The organism is Pseudomonas sp. MB-090624 (assembly GCF_003205245.1).
GTDB classification, from domain to species: Bacteria; Pseudomonadota; Gammaproteobacteria; order Pseudomonadales; family Pseudomonadaceae; genus Aquipseudomonas; species Aquipseudomonas juntendi.
This window is the reverse complement of the sequence record NZ_QJRK01000053.1, coordinates 1-15,995: the sequence shown is the minus strand read 5'-3', so window position 1 is coordinate 15,995 and position 15,995 is coordinate 1. Positions and strand designations below refer to the sequence as shown.

The 15,995-nt window shown below is 65.5% G+C and carries 18 protein-coding genes; 9 read left to right on the top strand and 9 right to left on the bottom strand.

Annotated elements, in window-relative coordinates:
• Positions 1–35 precede the first annotated feature (35 nt).
• Complete coding sequence (locus DMX12_RS24345; protein WP_009685009.1) at positions 36–458, top strand: prepilin peptidase; 423 nt, start codon at positions 36–38, stop codon at positions 456–458.
• Between the two features lie 25 nt (positions 459–483).
• Here the strand turns inward: DMX12_RS24345 and DMX12_RS24340 are convergent, their stop codons facing one another.
• From DMX12_RS24340 to cpaB, 8 genes are read right to left on the bottom strand one after another with little or no spacing between them, the layout of a single operon-like run.
• The gene (locus tag DMX12_RS24340; protein WP_110679691.1) at positions 484–747 is read right to left on the bottom strand and encodes a DUF3613 domain-containing protein; all 264 of its coding nucleotides are present in this window, start codon (positions 745–747) and stop codon (positions 484–486) included.
• 15 nt (positions 748–762) lie between these two features.
• Entirely contained in the window at positions 763–1,464 is a 702-nt protein-coding gene (locus tag DMX12_RS24335; protein ID WP_110679677.1) for a tetratricopeptide repeat protein, read from the bottom strand.
• Between the two features lie 10 nt (positions 1,465–1,474).
• A complete protein-coding gene (locus DMX12_RS24330) occupies positions 1,475–2,362 on the bottom strand; it encodes a type II secretion system F family protein (RefSeq protein WP_110679676.1) in 888 nt (295 codons plus the stop codon).
• Between the two features lie 2 nt (positions 2,363–2,364).
• Complete coding sequence (locus DMX12_RS24325; protein ID WP_110679675.1) at positions 2,365–3,246, bottom strand: type II secretion system F family protein; 882 nt, start codon at positions 3,244–3,246, stop codon at positions 2,365–2,367.
• The gene (locus tag DMX12_RS24320) at positions 3,243–4,499 is read right to left on the bottom strand and encodes a CpaF family protein (RefSeq protein ID WP_054913295.1); all 1,257 of its coding nucleotides are present in this window, start codon (positions 4,497–4,499) and stop codon (positions 3,243–3,245) included. The genes DMX12_RS24325 and DMX12_RS24320 overlap by 4 nt, the downstream gene beginning before the upstream one ends.
• On the bottom strand, positions 4,496–5,686 hold the full coding sequence (locus tag DMX12_RS24315; RefSeq protein WP_110679674.1) for a pilus assembly protein: 1,191 nt from the start codon (positions 5,684–5,686) through the stop codon (positions 4,496–4,498). The genes DMX12_RS24320 and DMX12_RS24315 overlap by 4 nt, the downstream gene beginning before the upstream one ends.
• The gene (locus tag DMX12_RS24310; RefSeq protein ID WP_110679673.1) at positions 5,683–6,957 is read right to left on the bottom strand and encodes a type II and III secretion system protein family protein; all 1,275 of its coding nucleotides are present in this window, start codon (positions 6,955–6,957) and stop codon (positions 5,683–5,685) included. Before DMX12_RS24310 ends, DMX12_RS24315 begins: the two co-directional genes overlap by 4 nt.
• A gap of 18 nt (positions 6,958–6,975) precedes the next feature.
• Positions 6,976–7,929, bottom strand: a complete 954-nt coding sequence (cpaB, locus tag DMX12_RS24305) for a Flp pilus assembly protein CpaB (protein WP_110679672.1) — start codon at positions 7,927–7,929, stop codon at positions 6,976–6,978.
• A gap of 294 nt (positions 7,930–8,223) precedes the next feature.
• On the opposite strand from cpaB, the gene DMX12_RS24300 reads away from it, so the two are divergent.
• Together DMX12_RS24300 and DMX12_RS24295 are read left to right on the top strand one after the other, a co-directional pair.
• On the top strand, positions 8,224–8,394 hold the full coding sequence (locus DMX12_RS24300; protein ID WP_110679671.1) for a Flp family type IVb pilin: 171 nt from the start codon (positions 8,224–8,226) through the stop codon (positions 8,392–8,394).
• 22 nt (positions 8,395–8,416) lie between these two features.
• Positions 8,417–8,824, top strand: coding sequence for a response regulator (locus DMX12_RS24295; RefSeq protein WP_054905432.1), 408 nt, complete (start codon positions 8,417–8,419; stop codon positions 8,822–8,824).
• Between the two features lie 59 nt (positions 8,825–8,883).
• Here DMX12_RS24295 and DMX12_RS24290 read toward each other — a convergent pair whose 3' ends face one another.
• On the bottom strand, positions 8,884–9,231 hold the full coding sequence (locus DMX12_RS24290) for an HPF/RaiA family ribosome-associated protein (protein ID WP_110679670.1): 348 nt from the start codon (positions 9,229–9,231) through the stop codon (positions 8,884–8,886).
• Between the two features lie 234 nt (positions 9,232–9,465).
• On the opposite strand from DMX12_RS24290, the gene DMX12_RS24285 reads away from it, so the two are divergent.
• The 6 genes from DMX12_RS24285 (at position 9,466) to DMX12_RS24260 (ending at position 15,791) form a co-directional block, all read left to right on the top strand.
• A complete protein-coding gene (locus DMX12_RS24285; protein ID WP_110679669.1) occupies positions 9,466–9,771 on the top strand; it encodes a DUF3649 domain-containing protein in 306 nt (101 codons plus the stop codon).
• Positions 9,768–11,345, top strand: coding sequence for a PepSY domain-containing protein (locus DMX12_RS24280; protein WP_110679668.1), 1,578 nt, complete (start codon positions 9,768–9,770; stop codon positions 11,343–11,345). The genes DMX12_RS24285 and DMX12_RS24280 overlap by 4 nt, the downstream gene beginning before the upstream one ends.
• The gene (locus DMX12_RS24275) at positions 11,345–11,671 is read left to right on the top strand and encodes a DUF3325 domain-containing protein (RefSeq protein ID WP_110679667.1); all 327 of its coding nucleotides are present in this window, start codon (positions 11,345–11,347) and stop codon (positions 11,669–11,671) included. Before DMX12_RS24280 ends, DMX12_RS24275 begins: the two co-directional genes overlap by 1 nt.
• 4 nt (positions 11,672–11,675) lie before the next feature.
• Positions 11,676–12,251, top strand: a complete 576-nt coding sequence (locus tag DMX12_RS24270) for an RNA polymerase sigma factor (RefSeq protein ID WP_110679666.1) — start codon at positions 11,676–11,678, stop codon at positions 12,249–12,251.
• Positions 12,248–13,231: a FecR family protein gene (locus DMX12_RS24265; RefSeq protein WP_110679665.1), complete on the top strand. Its 984-nt coding sequence runs from the start codon at positions 12,248–12,250 to the stop codon at positions 13,229–13,231. Before DMX12_RS24270 ends, DMX12_RS24265 begins: the two co-directional genes overlap by 4 nt.
• Positions 13,232–13,400: 169 nt before the next feature.
• A complete protein-coding gene (locus DMX12_RS24260; protein ID WP_110679664.1) occupies positions 13,401–15,791 on the top strand; it encodes a TonB-dependent receptor in 2,391 nt (796 codons plus the stop codon).
• Positions 15,792–15,995 lie beyond the last annotated feature (204 nt).

Below are 15,995 nucleotides of genomic sequence, written 5' to 3'. Positions count from 1 at the left end.
AGAACCGATCGACGAACAGGGATGGCCAATTGCCCATGCACAGCTTTGCATTGCTGGTCTGGCTAGCGTTGTGCGCCGGGCAGGATGCCCGCGAACGGCAGATAGCCAATGTACTGACGCTGGGTGCCGCAACCCTTGCGCTGGCCTGGTTGCTGGCCACAGGGCGCAGTTGGCTCGGTGCCCAGGGCAGTGATGCGGCGCTGGCGTTGTTCATCGTGCTGCTGCTCACGCTGCCGGGCTACGCGCTGGGGCAGTTCGGGGCCGGTGACGTCAAGCTGCTCGGTGCGTTGGCGCTGGCCAGCAGCGTTGCTCACGTGCTGGTCACTTTCATTGCTGCGGGGGTGGTGCTGGTGGCCTGGCAACTGGTTCGCCGAGGTGCGCGACAGCCGCGGCAAAAAAGGCCGTTCGCGCCCTGTCTGCTGGCAGGCTTTGCCGTCTCACTGGCCTGCCTGGGCTGAGCGTTGACGACACGGCAAGCCCCCGCTAATTGTTGCGCTCGGTCATCTTGGTCCAGCGGTAGAAGTCGGGGATCTCGTACTTGTAGGTATCCAGCCAGCGCTGCATGGACTGGTCGCGTTCCCGCGCCGTTTGTACCTGCAGGTGGCGCGAGGCCTGTGCGCCGCTGGACTGCACACGCAGCAGCCGCTCGGTGGCCGTTTCATCCTGAGGGCTCGGGCGCGGGTATTGCTCGGCGTGCAGCGCCGTGCCCCCCATGCAGCAGGCCAGCACCATCACGTACCTAATCATGTTCACCTCCCAGTTTCAATTGACCATCGGCTGCGATGCCTGGGCCGAGGCGACCGGGCCTCGGCCACCGGCCTTGATCTGCCCGGCCCGCACCTTGGCCGCGGCAAACTGCCGGGGCTCAAGCTGCAAGCGGCCGACCAGGTCGGTCGCCTGTTGCCAGTTGTCCTGGAGTAGCGCCAAGGTCACCAGGTTGATCGCAGGCAGGGGGTTGTCGTCTTTCAGCTCGATGGCCGTCAGCAACTCGAAGCGAGCCTGCTCATAGCGCCCCAGGTTCATCAGGACCACGCCCAGGTCATTGCGTACGCGTTCATCGGTAGGCGCCAGGCGTACAGCACGCTGCAGGTTCTGCAAGGCCTGGATGTCGTCGCCACGTGCCGCGGCCAGTTGGCCCAGGCCATGCTCGCCTTCGGCAGCCAGGCAGCCGCCCAGCAGGCTGCGGTACAAGGGTTCGGCCTCGCCAAGGCCAAGCAGCCGGGACACTTTGGCCTTGCGCAGGCGCACCTGGTCGAGGGTGTCCGGCAGTTGCTGCAGGTGCGCAAGGCTGGCATGCGGGCGGCCGTCATTGAGCATCTCGTCCGCCAGGTTCAGGGCCAGTTGCTGGTCGGCGTCCGGCTTGCTGCAACCGGCGGCAGTGAACAACGAGCGCAGGCCTTGCGGCTGTTGCCCGGCGCAGCCACTCAGCAATACCAGGCATGCGCACAACACGACTGTCTTCATCCCGCTTTCCTCAGGGGCTCAACGCCCGCGCCAATGCAGAGAAGCCTGGCCCGGCAAGCACGATCAGCAGGGCCGGGAACAGGAATACCATCATTACCGCCGACATTTTTGCCGACATCATCGACACCCGCTCTTGCAGGCGGGTCAGGCGGCGGTCATCGAGCAAGGCTTTCAGGGCCAGCAACGACTTCATTGCGCCGCTGCCCTGGGCCAGCAACTGGCGCAGGATCACGCAGGTGTCGGTGAATTCGTCCACCGCCAGTACCTGGGCGGCCTTGTCCAGCTCCGGGCCCAGCCCCAGACCCGAATCCACCCGCTGCAGTACCTGGCGCAGTTCTTCGCTGATGTTCGGGATCAGCGTTCGCCCTTCCTGGCTCAGCAGGCGCAGTGCCTGCTCGACCGCCAGCCCGGTTTCGAACAGGATTCGCAGCATGGGGATCATCAGGCCAACCTCTGCGGCAATGCGCTGCTGGCGCCGGGCGGCAGCCAGGGCCAGCAGGCGCTTGGGCAGCAGGTAAGCGGCGCCCAAGGCACACAATGGCCAGACCACCCAATGGGCGGCGGCAGCGCCTTTGAAGCCTTGCTGCAATAGCAGGGTCAGTACCACCGCCAGCAGTGGCAGGCCCAGTTGCACGGCGGCGAATAGCGCGCGCTGGCGGCTGCGACGCCAGCCGATGCGCTCGAGCAGGGCCTGGCTTTCACCGTCGAACTTCTGCAGCCGCTGCCCCCAAGGGCTACTGCCCAGCCAGTGCAGCCAGCCCTCCAGGCGCTCGGCACGGGCCAGGCGCCCCTGTAGCCTTCGCGCCACCAGCACCCGGGCCCGCCATTGGCGAATGGCCTGCTGGGCAAACAGGCCGGCGGCGATCAGCAGGCACAGGGCGCAGATCAGCATGGCCATGTTCACAAGCTCCTCATCATGCGCCACAACACCAGGCAGCCGAGTACCTGCAAGGCGAAGGCCAGCAACAGCATCAGTTGGCCGCTGCTGTCACGCCACATGGCCAGCAGGTAGTGGGGGTTGGCCAGCAGGAAGTAACCGACCATCGCCAGTGGCAACGCCCCGAGAATGATGGCCGTGATGCGCGTTTCGCCGGTCATGGCCTTGAGCTGGCGGGCCCCTTGCTCGCGCTCGCGGATCAGCTTGATGAGGTTCTCCATCAGTTCGCTGGCGTTGCCGCCATGGCGCTGGTTGATGCGCAAGCCCAGGGCGAACAGCCGCAATTCGTCTTGCTGGTGCAACTCGGCCAGTTCGGTCATGGCGTCCTCCAGCGGCACGCCCAGTTGCACATTGCGCCGGACCCTCGCCAGCGTAGTGCGCAATGGCTCGCGGCTGCTGTCGATAGCGCCCAGTACCGCATCATTGAGCGTGCGCCCGGCCTTGAGGCTGCGCACGCTGTAGTCCAGCAGGCCGGGCAGTTGCTCGACGACGTGCCGCATGTGCCGGCGGCTCTGCCAGCTGATGAGCAGGTAGGCAATGGCCGGCAGACCGGTCAGCAGCATCAGCGCAGCGACCCAGCCAAGCGCGACCAGCGCCAACAGCGCCAGCCCCAGCCAGGCCAGCAGCCAGCGCTGGGGGTGCAGCTCGACAGTCGACAAGCCGGCACGTTGCAGCAGCGGGTCGAGCCAACTGCGCCGTGCCGCACCGTTGCGCACAATGCTGAACGCGCGCCCGAGGCGTTGCAGGATGCGCTCTTCGTGCCGCTTGTACAGGCCGCGGCGCAACAGCAGCAGGGCCAGGCCCAGCAACAGCGGGCACAGCGCCAGCAGCAGCGGGCCGGTCACAGCAGGCCCTCTGCCTTGAGCTTGCTGCCGGCCGGGTGGAGCGCCTCGCGCAGGAAGCTGTCACCGCCCCGGCGGTCCAGACGGAACAAGGTGTTGGTGACGTACACCTCATCACGCACGCCAACCACCTCCAGCACTTCGCTGACGCAGCGTCGGCCATCGGGCAGGCGGGTCAGCTGGATCACCACATCCAGCGCTGCACAGACCATTTGCCGCAAGGTCTTTTCGGCAACTTGCCGGCCACTCAGGCCGACCAGTGTCTCCAGGCGCAAGAGTGCGTCCGGTGCGCTGTTGGCGTGCACGGTACTCATCGAGCCATCATGGCCCGTGTTCATCGCGGTCAGCACATCGAGCACTTCGCTGCCGCGGATTTCGCCGAGGATAATGCGGTCCGGGCGCATGCGCAGGGCGTTGCGGATCAGCTCGCTGGCCTTGATCTCACCGTGCCCTTCGGCATTGGGCGGGCGGGTTTCCAGGCGCACCACGTGGGGGTGGTGCAGTTGCAGTTCGGCAACGTCTTCGATGGTGACCAGGCGCTCGCGAGGGGCGATCATCTGGCTGAGGATGTTCAGCAGGGTGGTCTTGCCGGTGCCGGTGCCGCCGCTGACCAGAATGTTGCAGCGCTTGCCCACGGCGCGTTCGAAAAAGTCGAAGATCGGCTGGTCGATAGCGCGGGTGGCCAGCAGGTCGGCACTCTTGAGCATGTCCTGGCGGAATTTGCGGATCGACAGGCACGGGCCGTCCAGCGCCACGGGCGGAATGATCGCATTGACCCGGCTGCCGTCGGGCATGCGGGCGTCGACCATGGGCGAGGACTCGTCCAGGCGTCGCCCGAGCGGGGCGAGGATGCGTTGCATCACCCGCTCTACATGGTGGGCGTCGATGAACCGCAGGTCGGTCTGCTGCAACAGGCCGGCCCGCTCGACGAACACCCGATGGGGGCCATTGACCAGAATTTCGGTGACGCTGGGGTCACGCAGCAATACTTCCAGCGGGCCGAAGCCGGTCAACTCGTCCACCAGCTCTTCGGCCAGCCGCTCCATTTCATACCGCGACAGCGCCAGGCGCAGGCGCGCAACGTAGTCACCAACCTGCTCCAGCACGAACTGGGTCAGCGCCGGCCGTGCGCCCTCCAGCAGGTTGCGGCCGCTGTCCTCGATGGCATCTATGGCAAAGCGGTGCAGTGCGCGCTTGAGCGCGTAGGGGTCGCCCGCGGCCGGTTGCGGGCCACCAAACGGTTGATCGTTGTTCATTTGCTGCCCCAAAGCCGGCGCAGCCAGGTGACGGCCGGCGGTGCGAGGTTTTCCGAGCGCCGGGCCAGGCGTTCGCCCAGGCTGCGCAAGGCTTGCGTAAGCTGCTCACGGGGGGCCAGTTCGAACAGGCTCAGGCCTTGGTTTTTCACGTTCAGGCGTACTTCAGGGCTGTAGGGCAGGGCCCTGAGCAAAGGCAGCGCGTAGCGTTTGGCCAAGGTGTCGGCGTCGGGGGCCACGTTGCTCAGGTAGCGGTCCACCAACAGGCTGGCGTGTTCCAGCTTGATGCCATGATCACGCCACAGGTCGAGCACCTCCAGGTTGCGCCGGCACTCGAGAATGTTCTGGTCGGTGTAGATGATCAGTTTGTCGCAGTGGCTGACCAACGTGCGCAGGGCTTCGCTGTCGGCATGCCCGGCGAGGTTGACGATGATGTGCTGGAAGTGCTGGCGCAGGGCGCTGAGCAGCATGTACAACTCGGCAGCGCTGGTGTGTTGCAGTGGCTCATCGGTTTCGGCATAGGTCAGCAGGCGCAGGCCTGTGTTGTCGCGGGTGAATGCGCTGTCGATCAGTGTGGTGTCGAGGCGGCGCAGGTGGCGCAGGGCGTCACCGAAGTAGAACGATGCCTCCAGGCCCAGCAGCGCCAGGCTGTCGCCACGCGGCAGGCCCAGGTCCAGCAGCAGGGTTTGCTGGCCGCTCTGCTGCACCACACGGGCAAGGTGGGTAGTGAGCAATGCGCCGTCGGCACCGCTTTGCACCCCGAACAGCACCGTCAGCCCGCCCAGGCTGGGGTTGCTGGCGACCGCCGGCATGCGTTTGCCCAGGCGCCGCACCAGCCCGGCCACTTCGCTGGCGCGCGAGCCATAGGCGACGAAGTCGCGGGCGCCAGCGCGCATGGCATGCAGCACCAACTGGTTATCCAGGCCATCGCCGAGGGCGACGATCGCCAGCATTGGCTTGGCCTCCAGCACGCCCTCGATCAAGGCGCACTGGTTGATCAGTTGCTCGCGGTCCAGGCCGATGAACATCAGGTTGCTGAAGGTGGCATTGACCAGGGCCAGCAGCTCGTCGAGGCTGCCACCGTTGGCGCCGATCACCTGGCCTTGCGGTGCCAAGGCGCCCTGCAGCCAGTGCAGGTCCTCTTCGGTGCGGGTGAGGGCGAGGAAGGTCGGGTTCAGGCTCTCGTTCATTGCGACAGCCCGCCCTTGCCATCGAAGTTGCCGTTCTCCAGGAAGAACAGGCGGCCCCAGCTGGGGTCGAAGTTGCGCAGGTGCTCGCCCGGCAAGGGCGGCAGCTTTGCATTGACCGCCAAGGGTTGCACCAGGTGCGGGGTGACGATCATCAGCAGTTCGGTTTCGTCGCGGCGCATGGTCGAATTGCGGAAGAACGCCCCCAGTATCGGCAGGCTGCCCAGGCCGGGCAGCCGGTCTACCGCTGAACGGGTGTTGTTGCTGACCAGGCCGCTGATGATGAAGCTTTCGCCATCGGCCAGGGCGATGCTGGTGTCGGTGCGCCGTACAGTCAGCCCCGGGACCTGAGTACCGGCGATGGTCACCACGTTGCTGTAGTCCAGCTCGCTGACTTCGGGGGCAACCTTGAGGGTGATCCGGCCTTGGCTGATGACCGTCGGGGTCAGTGCCAGGCGCACGCCGAACTCCTTGTACTCGATCGAGACGTTGTCACTGCCGGCACTGGGCACCGGGATCGGAATTTCGCCACCGGCCAGGAAGCTGGCTGTCTGGCCACTGAGCACAGTCAGGCTCGGGCGCGCCAGGGTGTAGGCGAAACCGCTGTTCTCCAAGGCATTGATCATGGCCAGGAAGCGGCTGCTGCCACCGCCCCAGACGATGTTGAAGACGCTATTGTCGAGTGGAATACCGGGGCGCACATCCGCATATGCGATAGGGTTCTCACCTGTCTGAGCGCCAGGCACATAATCAGGGCGCACTACGGTATTTGGCACCGTACCTGGCGAGCCAATCAGGCTATTGTTCGACCCCTTGAAAAACAGCCGTGCCCCTGCCTCCTTGTATTTGCTGCGGCGCACTTCGACAAACCGGATATCGGCTTGCACCTGGCTGGGCAGTTGCGTGTCCTGCGACGGCAGGAAGCTGTCCTGGGCCATATCGGCGCTGGCCCGCCCGCGGACGAACACCATCGCCTTGTGCGGTGACGGCGTGCAGGCTGTCCACATCATCAGGCTGGTATTGCCCTGGCCCACCGCGGTAATCACCACACCGCGCTCACCGCTGGCCTGGACATCGGCCACCTTCGGCTCGCCGACCGCAACCCGCTCGATCGCCACCGGCAAGCGCAGCTCCTGCTGCAGGCCCTGGTCGATCTCGATGATCGCAGGCAGTTGGCCGAACGCTTCGCAGCCTTTGGGTGCCGCCTGCGCCTGGGGCAACAGCGCGGCCAGCAGCCCGGTCCAACATGCTTGTCTGAAGAAGGAACTTCGCATCACTGCATCCTTGCCGGTTCAGGGGTTGTTGGCGCTTGCTTCAGCCGTGGCACCACGGATGATGTGCATGGCGGGCGCGGCGTGGCTGGGCGCCGGGCTCGACACACTGGCCACCGGCGCCTGGGCCAGCTGGCTGAAGCGGTAGAGCGCGCGGTTGGCGGCCTCCACCTGCGGTATCGCATCGGCCTCGCTCCAGTAGCGCGCCAGGCGCTGTTCATCGGCGCTGCGCACTGCCAGGCGCAAGGTGCCGGCCTGGGCGGCCAGCATCAAGCGGCTGGCCATGGCTTCGGGCACGGCCACTGCCACCGTGCGGGTGCCTGCGCCGTTGCCCAGGCCGCTCTGGTCGCGGTGGGCCTTTTGCTCTTCGGGGCTCTGCGCCGGGCGGCCATCGTTGGCCAACCCCGTTTGCTCGCCGACGCTCAGCACACGCAGGGCCGGCAGTACCACCTGGGCCGAGGCTTGCGGGTTGTTGGGCTCTTCGCGCAGGAACAGCAGCACGTCAACGTAGTCACCCGGGCGCAGTTGGCCAGCGGCACCGACCACTTCATCCACGCCCAGTGCCACCGCCCGCTCGTGCGCGCGGATCATCCGTGCCAGCGGCCCGCCGGCCTGAAAGCTGGCTTCTTCCAGCCAGGTGCCTGCCGCCAGGGGCCGGGCGCTGCTGCGCCCGATCACCTGGGCGACCTGTTGATAAGCACCGGCGGGGGCGACCTGCAGGCGCTCGACCAGCACATCGTCTTCAGTGAGTGGGGTATTGGCTGGCACGGCCTTGCGCAGCACGACCACCGCCGTGCGCGGCGCTTCCACTGGCGCGCTGGGCGCTGGCGCTGTGGCTACGCTCGGCGGTGCAACGGTAGGCGCGGCGGCGACAGGGGCGGCCGGCGGGCGGCTGAGCACCACGCCCCAGTAGCCTGCCAACAGCGCCGCCAGCAAGAAAAACGCGGCCAGGAATAGGGTCAAGCGGCTGCTCATCTCGGCCTCCCTGCACGCGTTGGATGATGGCGAAAAGTCACTATTTCGCTATAGCAAGTTAGCGCAGCCATCGCCATTTGCCATGAGCCCTGGCAGTTTTTTTCAGGGTGCCGAGCAGGTCGCGTGAAAACAAAGAGTTAGCGAGTGGCGGGTGGTTAACCAAGGCGGGCTAATACTTTCTGATTAACGCTTTAATACATTTGCAGTTCGCACCGGCTTGGCAATTCTTTGATGGCAGATCGGTGTCATTTTGATACCACCGCCGCCGGCATCCATGCCGCAAGGAGCTGAAGCATGAAACTGTTCATTCTGCACTGCATGAATTTCCTGCATCGCAAGGACGGTGCATCCGGTATTGAGTACGCCGTCATCGCAACCATGGTTGCAGTGGTGCTGGCGGCCTTCGTCGGGGATATTTCCTCGGCCGTGAACGCAACGTTCACGACTATCAAAAATGCGCTTTGAGACCTGAAAGGGAGCCAGCGGCATGCAGAACGCTTGCGCGCGTCAGCAGATCCTCCTGGTGGATGACGAGCAGGACGTTCTGCTGGAATTGGCGGAGCTGCTCGAAAACGAGGGCTTCGCCTGCCTGACCGCCACCTCGGTGAAGGCGGCCTTGCACCAGCTGACCTGTCACCCGGACGTAGCCTTGGTGATCACTGATGTGCGCATGCCGGGCGAAAGTGGCATCGGCTTGATCAAGCGCCTGCGCGAGCATACCGCCCGCCTGCATTTGCCGGTGATCGTCATGTCGGCACAAGCCGACCTGGATGACGTCAGCGAACTGGTGCAATTGCAGGTACTGGACTTCTTCCGCAAGCCGATCTACCAGGCCCGTTTGCTGGAAACCCTGGACAACCTGTTCCCCGTATCGCGCTTGCGCGTCGTCAATTGAATTGACCCGGGCGGGAACGAAAACGCCCGGCACTTGGCCGGGCGTTTCGGTTGTTGCGATCAGGCGTCGGGGTCACTCAGTTCCAGGGCGCCGCGCTTGCTGCGCAGCTTGCCGTAGAAGTGCTCCAGCGCGTGGTTCAGCTTGGTGGCGGCACCATCCACTGCCTGGTCCAGCGAAGCGGCCGTGTGGGTTACGGAAATCGGTTGGTGGCCTTTGGGGCGAGCCTCCATCTGGCAGCGTTTGTCATGCAGTCCGGGCTTGGCGCCATTTTCGTCGCGCAGGTGCACCTCGATGCGGGTGAGGTCGTCCTCGTAACGTTCAAGTGAGCTTTCCAGTGTACTGCGGACCCACTGGTCGAGCCGGGCGTTGCCTTCGAAATGGTTGCTGCTGTTGACCTGGATTTGCATGATTCAATCCTTATTCAGCTTGCTCGCATGGAGGCGCGGCCAGGTCCTTGAGACCGTTGGAAATTCTGCGCCTCTTGACTCTAAGGTCAGGCAACCGCGGGATGAATTCAAGCCCTTTCGGAAAATAAATTTCTTGTTGCATATCTGCGCGCACCGGCAGCTTGTCGTTGAAGCTTTGCTTGTGAGAATTGAAATCATTAGTATTGCAGCCCCGAACACGCCCGGACCTTCGCCATGACGCGCAAAACCGCCGGCCTTCCGCTCAGCTACCGCCTGGCCGTGGCCTCACGCAGCCTGGCTGCGCTGCTGGGCGGCTACCTGCTGGCGTCTGCGGCCAGCGTCTGCATCGCCGTGGTGGCACCGTTGCCCAAGGTCGACGCCACGCTGGTCGGCCTGATGCTCTCGTTCGTTTTCTACCTGCTGGCGTTCATCTGGTGCTTCGCCTGCCGCAGTGCCTGGCGCGCGTGGCTGGGCGTGCTGGCGCCAAGCCTGCTGCTGGGCGTGATCAGTGGCATTGCCTACTGGATGAAAACCTCATGAAAGACGGCTTCCGCCAGGCCATGGCCTGGTTGCATACCTGGACCGGCCTGATCTTCGGCTGGCTGTTGTTCGCCATTTTCCTTACCGGCACGCTGTCGTATTTCAAGGAAGAGATCAGCCACTGGTCGCAGCCTGAGGTGCGCAGCCATGCACTGGACCCGGCCCATAGCCTGGCCCTGGCACAGCGTTACCTGCAGGACAATGCCGGGCATTCGGGCACCTGGTTCATCCGCTTGCCCAACGCCCGCGAAGCGGGCTTGAGCGTGGGCTATCGCGACCCCAACGGCGGGCCGCGCGGCTTTGTCAGCAAGACCCTCGATACCCAGACCGGGCAACCGGTAGAGGCACGCGACAGCCGCGGTGGCGAGTTCTTCTACCGCTTCCACTTCCAGCTGCAGATGCCGTACCCCTATGGCCGCTGGCTGTCGACCTTCTGCGCCTTCATCATGCTGCTGGGGCTGGTCACCGGCATCATTACCCACAAGAAGCTCTTCAAGGAGTTCTTCACCTTCCGCCCCGGCAAGGGCCAGCGCTCGTGGCTGGATGGGCACAACGCGATCGGCGTGCTGGTGCTGCCGTTCCACCTGATGATCAGCTACAGCAGCCTGGTGCTGTTCATGTACATGGTGATGCCGGCGGGGATCATGGCCAGCTATGGCAACGACACCGGCAAGTACTTCAATGACCTGTTCGGGCGCAACGATGCACCCAAGGCGGCCCAGGTGGCCACGCCGCTGGTCGCGCTGCCCAGCCTGTATGCCAAGGTGCAGGCGCTGCAACCCGAGGCACGCATTGGCAACATCCAGGTGCAGAACCCGGGCGACCGCAATGCCCGTGTCACCTTCACCCAATCGGCGGCCGACCATGTGGCCTACCGGCGCAGCGCCAACTGGACGTTCGATGGCGCCAGCGGCACGCTGCTGAGCCAGGGCAAGCCGGAGAGCGGGGCCATGATGACGTCCTTCAGCTTTGCCGGCCTGCACATGGGCAACTTTGCCGGGCCCTGGCTGCGCTGGTTGTATTTCTGCTTTGGCATTGCCGGTACTGCGGTGATTGGCACAGGCTTGGTGATGTGGCTGGGCAAGCGCCAGCTCAAACATGCCCAGCGCGCGCACATGCCCGGCGAGCTGCGCCTGGTCGAGGTGCTCAATATCGCCAGCATGAGCGGCCTGCTGCTGGCAGTGGCGGGCTTCTTCTGGGCCAACCGGCTGATCCCGGCCGCTGCCGCCGGCCGTGCCGATTGGGAGGTGAATGTCTTCTTCATCGTCTGGGGCCTGTCCCTGGCCCACGCCGTACTGCGCAGTGGGCGCCGGGCCTGGGGCGAGCAGCTGGCGCTGGGCGCATTGGCCTTCGCCTTGCTGCCGCTGCTCAATGGGCTGACCACCGACCGTGGGCTGAACCATTCGCTGGGGGCAGGTGACTGGGCCATGGCAGGCCTGGACCTGACCGCGCTGGGTACCGGGCTGTTCCTGGCCTGGCTGGCCGGCAAGATGCTGCGCAGCCCCGCGCCGCTGGCCAAGCGCGCGGCGCGGGCGGCAGACAAGCCGCGCGCCGAAGCGGCGCAGGCACGCTGATGCTGGGGAACGCATTGCTCGCCTACGCAGGCTTCGTTGCCTTGTGCCTGGCCATGGACAAACATTTTACCGGCCTGCTCGGGCGCAAGCCGCACCCCGGCCAACTGCGTCTGTTGCGCGTGGCGGGCTGGTCGTTGCTGGTGCTCTCGCTGGTGTTCAGTGTGCACCTGCGTGGCTGGGCCCATGGCCTGGTGGAGTGGGTGGCGGTGATGATGGCGGCGGTCACCGTGTGGGTCTTCGCCCTGCCGTACCAGCCGCGGCTGTTGCTGGGCCTGGCTGCCGGCAGTGTGCTGCTGGGCCCGGTGCTGGCCGTTTGGGCGGCGTGACAGCATGAGCGAGCAGGGCGATACCCTCGGGCCGAATGCCGACAGCGCAGGCGGGCGTGCGCGTTTTGTCCAGGTGTTCCAGGCCCAGCGTGCACGCATGGAGGCACTGGTCAGCCGGCGCGTGGGCTGCCGCGCCACGGCGTCGGACCTGGTCCAGGAGTTGTTCCTGCGCTTCTGGCGTCGCCCCGAGGTGAAAGTCGAGGCGCTGGATACTTACCTGCTGCGCTGTGCCGGCAACTTGGCCATCGACCACCTGCGCAGTGAGGGCAGCCGCGAACGCATTGCCGAAGCCGCGCTGGCGGTGGACGAGGCGAGCATGACGCATGCGCCGGAGCAGGCCGTGGAAGTGGACCACGACCTGCAGCGTATCGAGGCTGCCTTGCGCGCCTTGCCCGAGCGCACCCGGCAGATCTTCCTGCTCAACCGCATTCACGGCTGCAAGTACGGCGAGATCGCCAAGGCCATGCAGCTGTCCCAGAGCGCGGTGGAAAAGCATATGATGCGCGCCCTGGAAGCGTGCAAGGCAAGTGTTGCCGAGCCCGCGTCCACCCCGCGCCGGCCTGGGAGAGCCTGCCGATGAGTCCTATACCGCCGATCACCGAGGCGCAGGCGCAGGCCGCTTTGCGCTGGCTCAGCCGCATCAGCGAGCAACCTGCAGTGGCCCAGGGGGCCTCGTTCAAACGCTGGCTGCTGGCCGAGCCCGGGCACCGCGCCGCGTACGAACAGGCCCAGGCGCTGTGGCGCAACAGTGGTGTGGCGGCGTCGCGGCTGGCTGCCGAAGAGCATGCCAGCCTGCAGCCCTACCTGGCCGCCATGGCTCGCCCGGCTGCCAGGCGCCCCGGCCGCGCGCGCCTGGCGGCAATCGGGCTGGCGGCCTGCCTGGTGCTGGCCATTGGGGTCGCCGGGGGCTGGCACCCAGGCTACTGGCTGCAGGACCTGCAGGCCGACTACAGCAGTGCCGGGCAGATTCGCCAGGTTACCCTGCAGGACAACTCGCAGGTGACCCTGGATGCGGGCAGTGCAATTGCGGTCGATTTTGCCCATGGCAAGCGTCGCGTGCGCTTGCTGCATGGCGCGGCGTTCTTCCAGGTCACGCATACCGGCGAGCCCTTCCTGGTCGAGGCCAACGGCGGTGAAGTGCGGGTACTCGGTACCCAGTTCGAGGTGCGTGAGCAGGGGGAGGGCACGCAGGTCACGGTGCGCAGCGGGCGGGTGGCGGTAAGCCCGGCCGCGGGGGCTGCGGCCAGGGAGCTGACGGCCAACCAGCAGGTGAGCTACGGCGCCGGCCGGGCCGGCGCAACCCTGGCGGTGGACAGCGACAACCGCCTGGCCTGGCGCCAGGGCTGGCTGAATTACTACCAGGTGCCGCTGGCGCAGGTGGTCGAGGACCTGGGGCGCTACTACCCGGGGCGGATCCTGTTGCTGGATGAGGAACTCGGGCAGCGTAAGGTCAGTGGCAGTTTCCCCTTGGCCGAGCCGCTGCTGGCACTGGATTCGCTGGGCAAGGTGATGGGCTTTTCACGGCAGACCGTGCTGGGCCGTTTGACGCTGATCCGCTAGCCCCTCTGCCGGCCGCCGTTGGCGCCTGCCGTGGAAGCGGCTTTGCCCGCGAACCGGCAGCACCGGGAAAATATTTTCAAAAGCGCATGAGGTAACCGACCGTGGCATCCGTGTAATGAGTGGAAGTGCGATTCATTCGTACTCATATTCCTCTCACAGGTCAGCGTCCATGAAGTTCTCCCCGCGTTGCGTCCCCCTCTGGTTCGGCCTTGCCATGCTCCCGACCGTTGCCGTGGCTCCCCAGGCCAGCGCTGCCGAGCAACAGCAGGCCTACGCCTTCGCCCAGCCAGCGCAACCGCTGGCCCAGGCCCTCAGCGCCTTCAGCCGGACCACGGGCCAAAGCGTGGTCTACACCGTAGCGTTGCCCGGGGTGCAGGCGCCGGCGCTGACCGGCACCTACAGTGCCGAACAGGCGCTGCAACAGCTGCTGGCAAGCAGCGGGCTGACCTGGCGGCGCCTGGACTCGCGGACCCTGACCCTGGACGCGCTGGATACTACCGGGGCCCTCAACCTGCAGGCCACCACGGTGACCTCGCTCCGGGACGACTACAGCTACCAACCCCCAGCCACGGCGTCGATCATGCGTGGCCAGGGCGCCAACCAGGACATTCCCCAGGCGATCAACGTGGTCCCGGCGCAGGTCATCCGTGACCAGGCGCCGCGCAACCTTGACGATGCCCTGGCCAACGTCAGCGGCATTACCCAGGGCAACAACTTCGGCGGCACCTCCGACACGGTGATGAAGCGCGGCTTCGGCGACAACCGCGACGGCTCGATCATGCGCGATGGCATGCCCATCGTGCAGGGCCGCAGCCTCAATGCCAGTACCGAACGGGTCGAAGTGCTGAAGGGGCCGGCCTCGCTGCTGTACGGTATCCAGGACCCGGGCGGGGTCATCAACGTGGTCAGCAAGCGCCCCCAACTCGAGCAGTACAACGCCCTGAACCTGCGGGGTTCCACCTACGGCAGCGGCAAGAACGGCAGCGGCGGGGGCTTCGACAGCACCGGCGCGCTGGGCGACAGCAACTTTGCCTACCGCATGATCGTCGACCACGAAGACGAAGATTACTGGCGCAACTTCGGGGTGCATCGTGAATCGCTGGTCGCGCCGTCGCTGGCCTGGCTGGGCGAAGACACCCAGGTCGTGCTGGCCTACGAGCACCGCGAGTTTCTCTCGCCGTTCGATCGGGGCACGGCTTTTGGCAGCAATGGCCACCCGCTGGACATTCCCGCCACCCGGCGCCTGGACGAGCCCTTCAACGACATGGAAGGGCGCTCGGACCTGTACCGTCTGGAGGTCGACCACCAGTTGGCCGATGACTGGAAGCTGCACGTTGGCTACAGCTTCAACCGTGAGACCTACGACGCCAGCCAGGTTCGCGTCACGGGGGTGAACGAAGCCAATGGCACCCTGACCCGCAGTATCGATGGCACCCACGGCGCCATGAGCCGTGACCAGTTCGCAACCTTGAGCCTGACCGGCACCGTGCAATTTGCCGGCATGCAGCATGACTTGCTGCTGGGCGCCGACCATGAGGACCGCAAGGTCTACCGCGCTGACCTGATCCGGCAAGCCGCGCGGTCCAGTTTCAGCTACGTGAACCCGGTGTATGGGCAGGAAGTGGAAGGCACCACCGTGCGTGCCAGCGACAGTGACCAGACCGACAAGCTGCGCACCGATGCGCTGTTCCTGCAGGACGCGCTGCACCTGGACGATCACTGGATCCTGGTGGCCGGTGCACGCTTCCAGCAGTACGACCAGTACGCCGGCCGCGGTCGCCCGTTCACGGCCAACACCGATACCAACGGCCAGACCTGGGTGCCACATGCCGGTATCGTCTACAAGGTCGATGAGCAACTGTCGTTCTATGGCAGCTACAGCGAATCGTTCAAGCCCAACTCCAGCATCGCGCCGCTCACCGGGGGGGTGGTACTGGACTCGTCGGTGGCGCCGGAAGAGGGCAAGTCGTGGGAGCTGGGCGCCAAGCTCGACATGCCAGGCAGCCTGACCGGTACCTTGGCGCTGTTCGACATCACCAAGCGCAACGTGCTGGTGGCCAATTTCGACACGCGCACCGGCGATACGCTTTACAGCAATGCGGGTGAAGTCAATTCACGCGGGGTCGAGCTGGACCTGACCGGCCACCTCAGCGAGCGCTGGAGCCTGATCGGCAGCTATGCCTTCACCGATGCCAAGGTCACCAAGGACCCCGACCTCAAGGGCAACCGCCTGCAGAACGTGGCCAAGCACAGCGGCTCGCTGTCGGCGGTGTACGACTACGGCAGCCTGTTCGGCGGCGACCGCCTGCGCTTTGGTGCCGGGGCACGGTATGTGGGTGAGCGCAGCGGCAACGCGACCAACACCTTCGACTTGCCGTCCTATACCGTGGCTGACGCATTTGCGACCTACGAGACCAAGCTCGATGAGCACAAGGTGTTGTTGCAACTGAACGTGAAGAACCTGTTCGACAAGGTGTACTACAGCTCGGCGGTGAACCAGTACTTTGTGGCGATTGGGGATGCGCGGCAGGTGAGCCTGTCCAGTACCTTTGAGTTTTAGGGAGCAGGGGCCGCTTCGCGGCCCATCGCAGGCAAGCCAGCTCCTACAGGTACTGCATGGAGCCCGGGCCTGATGCAATCCCTGTGGGAGATTCTATGGTTCCTGGCAAGGGTAGCCGGAGCATCTTCAGCGCCTGTGAGATCGAGCGCCGCCCGCGCGGCGCAATCGCGAGCTGCGCTCGCTCCTACGTTTGTTTCGGGCCAG

Coding starts and splice junctions, on each gene's coding strand:
- DMX12_RS24345 (WP_009685009.1), top strand. CDS start 36: ATGCACAGCTTTGCATTGCTGGTCTGGCTAGCGTTGTGCGCCGGGCAG.
- DMX12_RS24340 (WP_110679691.1), bottom strand. CDS start 747: ATGATTAGGTACGTGATGGTGCTGGCCTGCTGCATGGGGGGCACGGCG.
- DMX12_RS24335 (WP_110679677.1), bottom strand. CDS start 1,464: ATGAAGACAGTCGTGTTGTGCGCATGCCTGGTATTGCTGAGTGGCTGC.
- DMX12_RS24330 (WP_110679676.1), bottom strand. CDS start 2,362: ATGGCCATGCTGATCTGCGCCCTGTGCCTGCTGATCGCCGCCGGCCTG.
- DMX12_RS24320 (WP_054913295.1), bottom strand. CDS start 4,499: ATGAACAACGATCAACCGTTTGGTGGCCCGCAACCGGCCGCGGGCGAC.
- DMX12_RS24315 (WP_110679674.1), bottom strand. CDS start 5,686: ATGAACGAGAGCCTGAACCCGACCTTCCTCGCCCTCACCCGCACCGAA.
- DMX12_RS24310 (WP_110679673.1), bottom strand. CDS start 6,957: ATGCGAAGTTCCTTCTTCAGACAAGCATGTTGGACCGGGCTGCTGGCC.
- cpaB (WP_110679672.1), bottom strand. CDS start 7,929: ATGAGCAGCCGCTTGACCCTATTCCTGGCCGCGTTTTTCTTGCTGGCG.
- DMX12_RS24300 (WP_110679671.1), top strand. CDS start 8,224: ATGAAACTGTTCATTCTGCACTGCATGAATTTCCTGCATCGCAAGGAC.
- DMX12_RS24295 (WP_054905432.1), top strand. CDS start 8,417: ATGCAGAACGCTTGCGCGCGTCAGCAGATCCTCCTGGTGGATGACGAG.
- DMX12_RS24290 (WP_110679670.1), bottom strand. CDS start 9,231: ATGCAAATCCAGGTCAACAGCAGCAACCATTTCGAAGGCAACGCCCGG.
- DMX12_RS24285 (WP_110679669.1), top strand. CDS start 9,466: ATGACGCGCAAAACCGCCGGCCTTCCGCTCAGCTACCGCCTGGCCGTG.
- DMX12_RS24280 (WP_110679668.1), top strand. CDS start 9,768: ATGAAAGACGGCTTCCGCCAGGCCATGGCCTGGTTGCATACCTGGACC.
- DMX12_RS24275 (WP_110679667.1), top strand. CDS start 11,345: ATGCTGGGGAACGCATTGCTCGCCTACGCAGGCTTCGTTGCCTTGTGC.
- DMX12_RS24270 (WP_110679666.1), top strand. CDS start 11,676: ATGAGCGAGCAGGGCGATACCCTCGGGCCGAATGCCGACAGCGCAGGC.
- DMX12_RS24265 (WP_110679665.1), top strand. CDS start 12,248: ATGAGTCCTATACCGCCGATCACCGAGGCGCAGGCGCAGGCCGCTTTG.
- DMX12_RS24260 (WP_110679664.1), top strand. CDS start 13,401: ATGAAGTTCTCCCCGCGTTGCGTCCCCCTCTGGTTCGGCCTTGCCATG.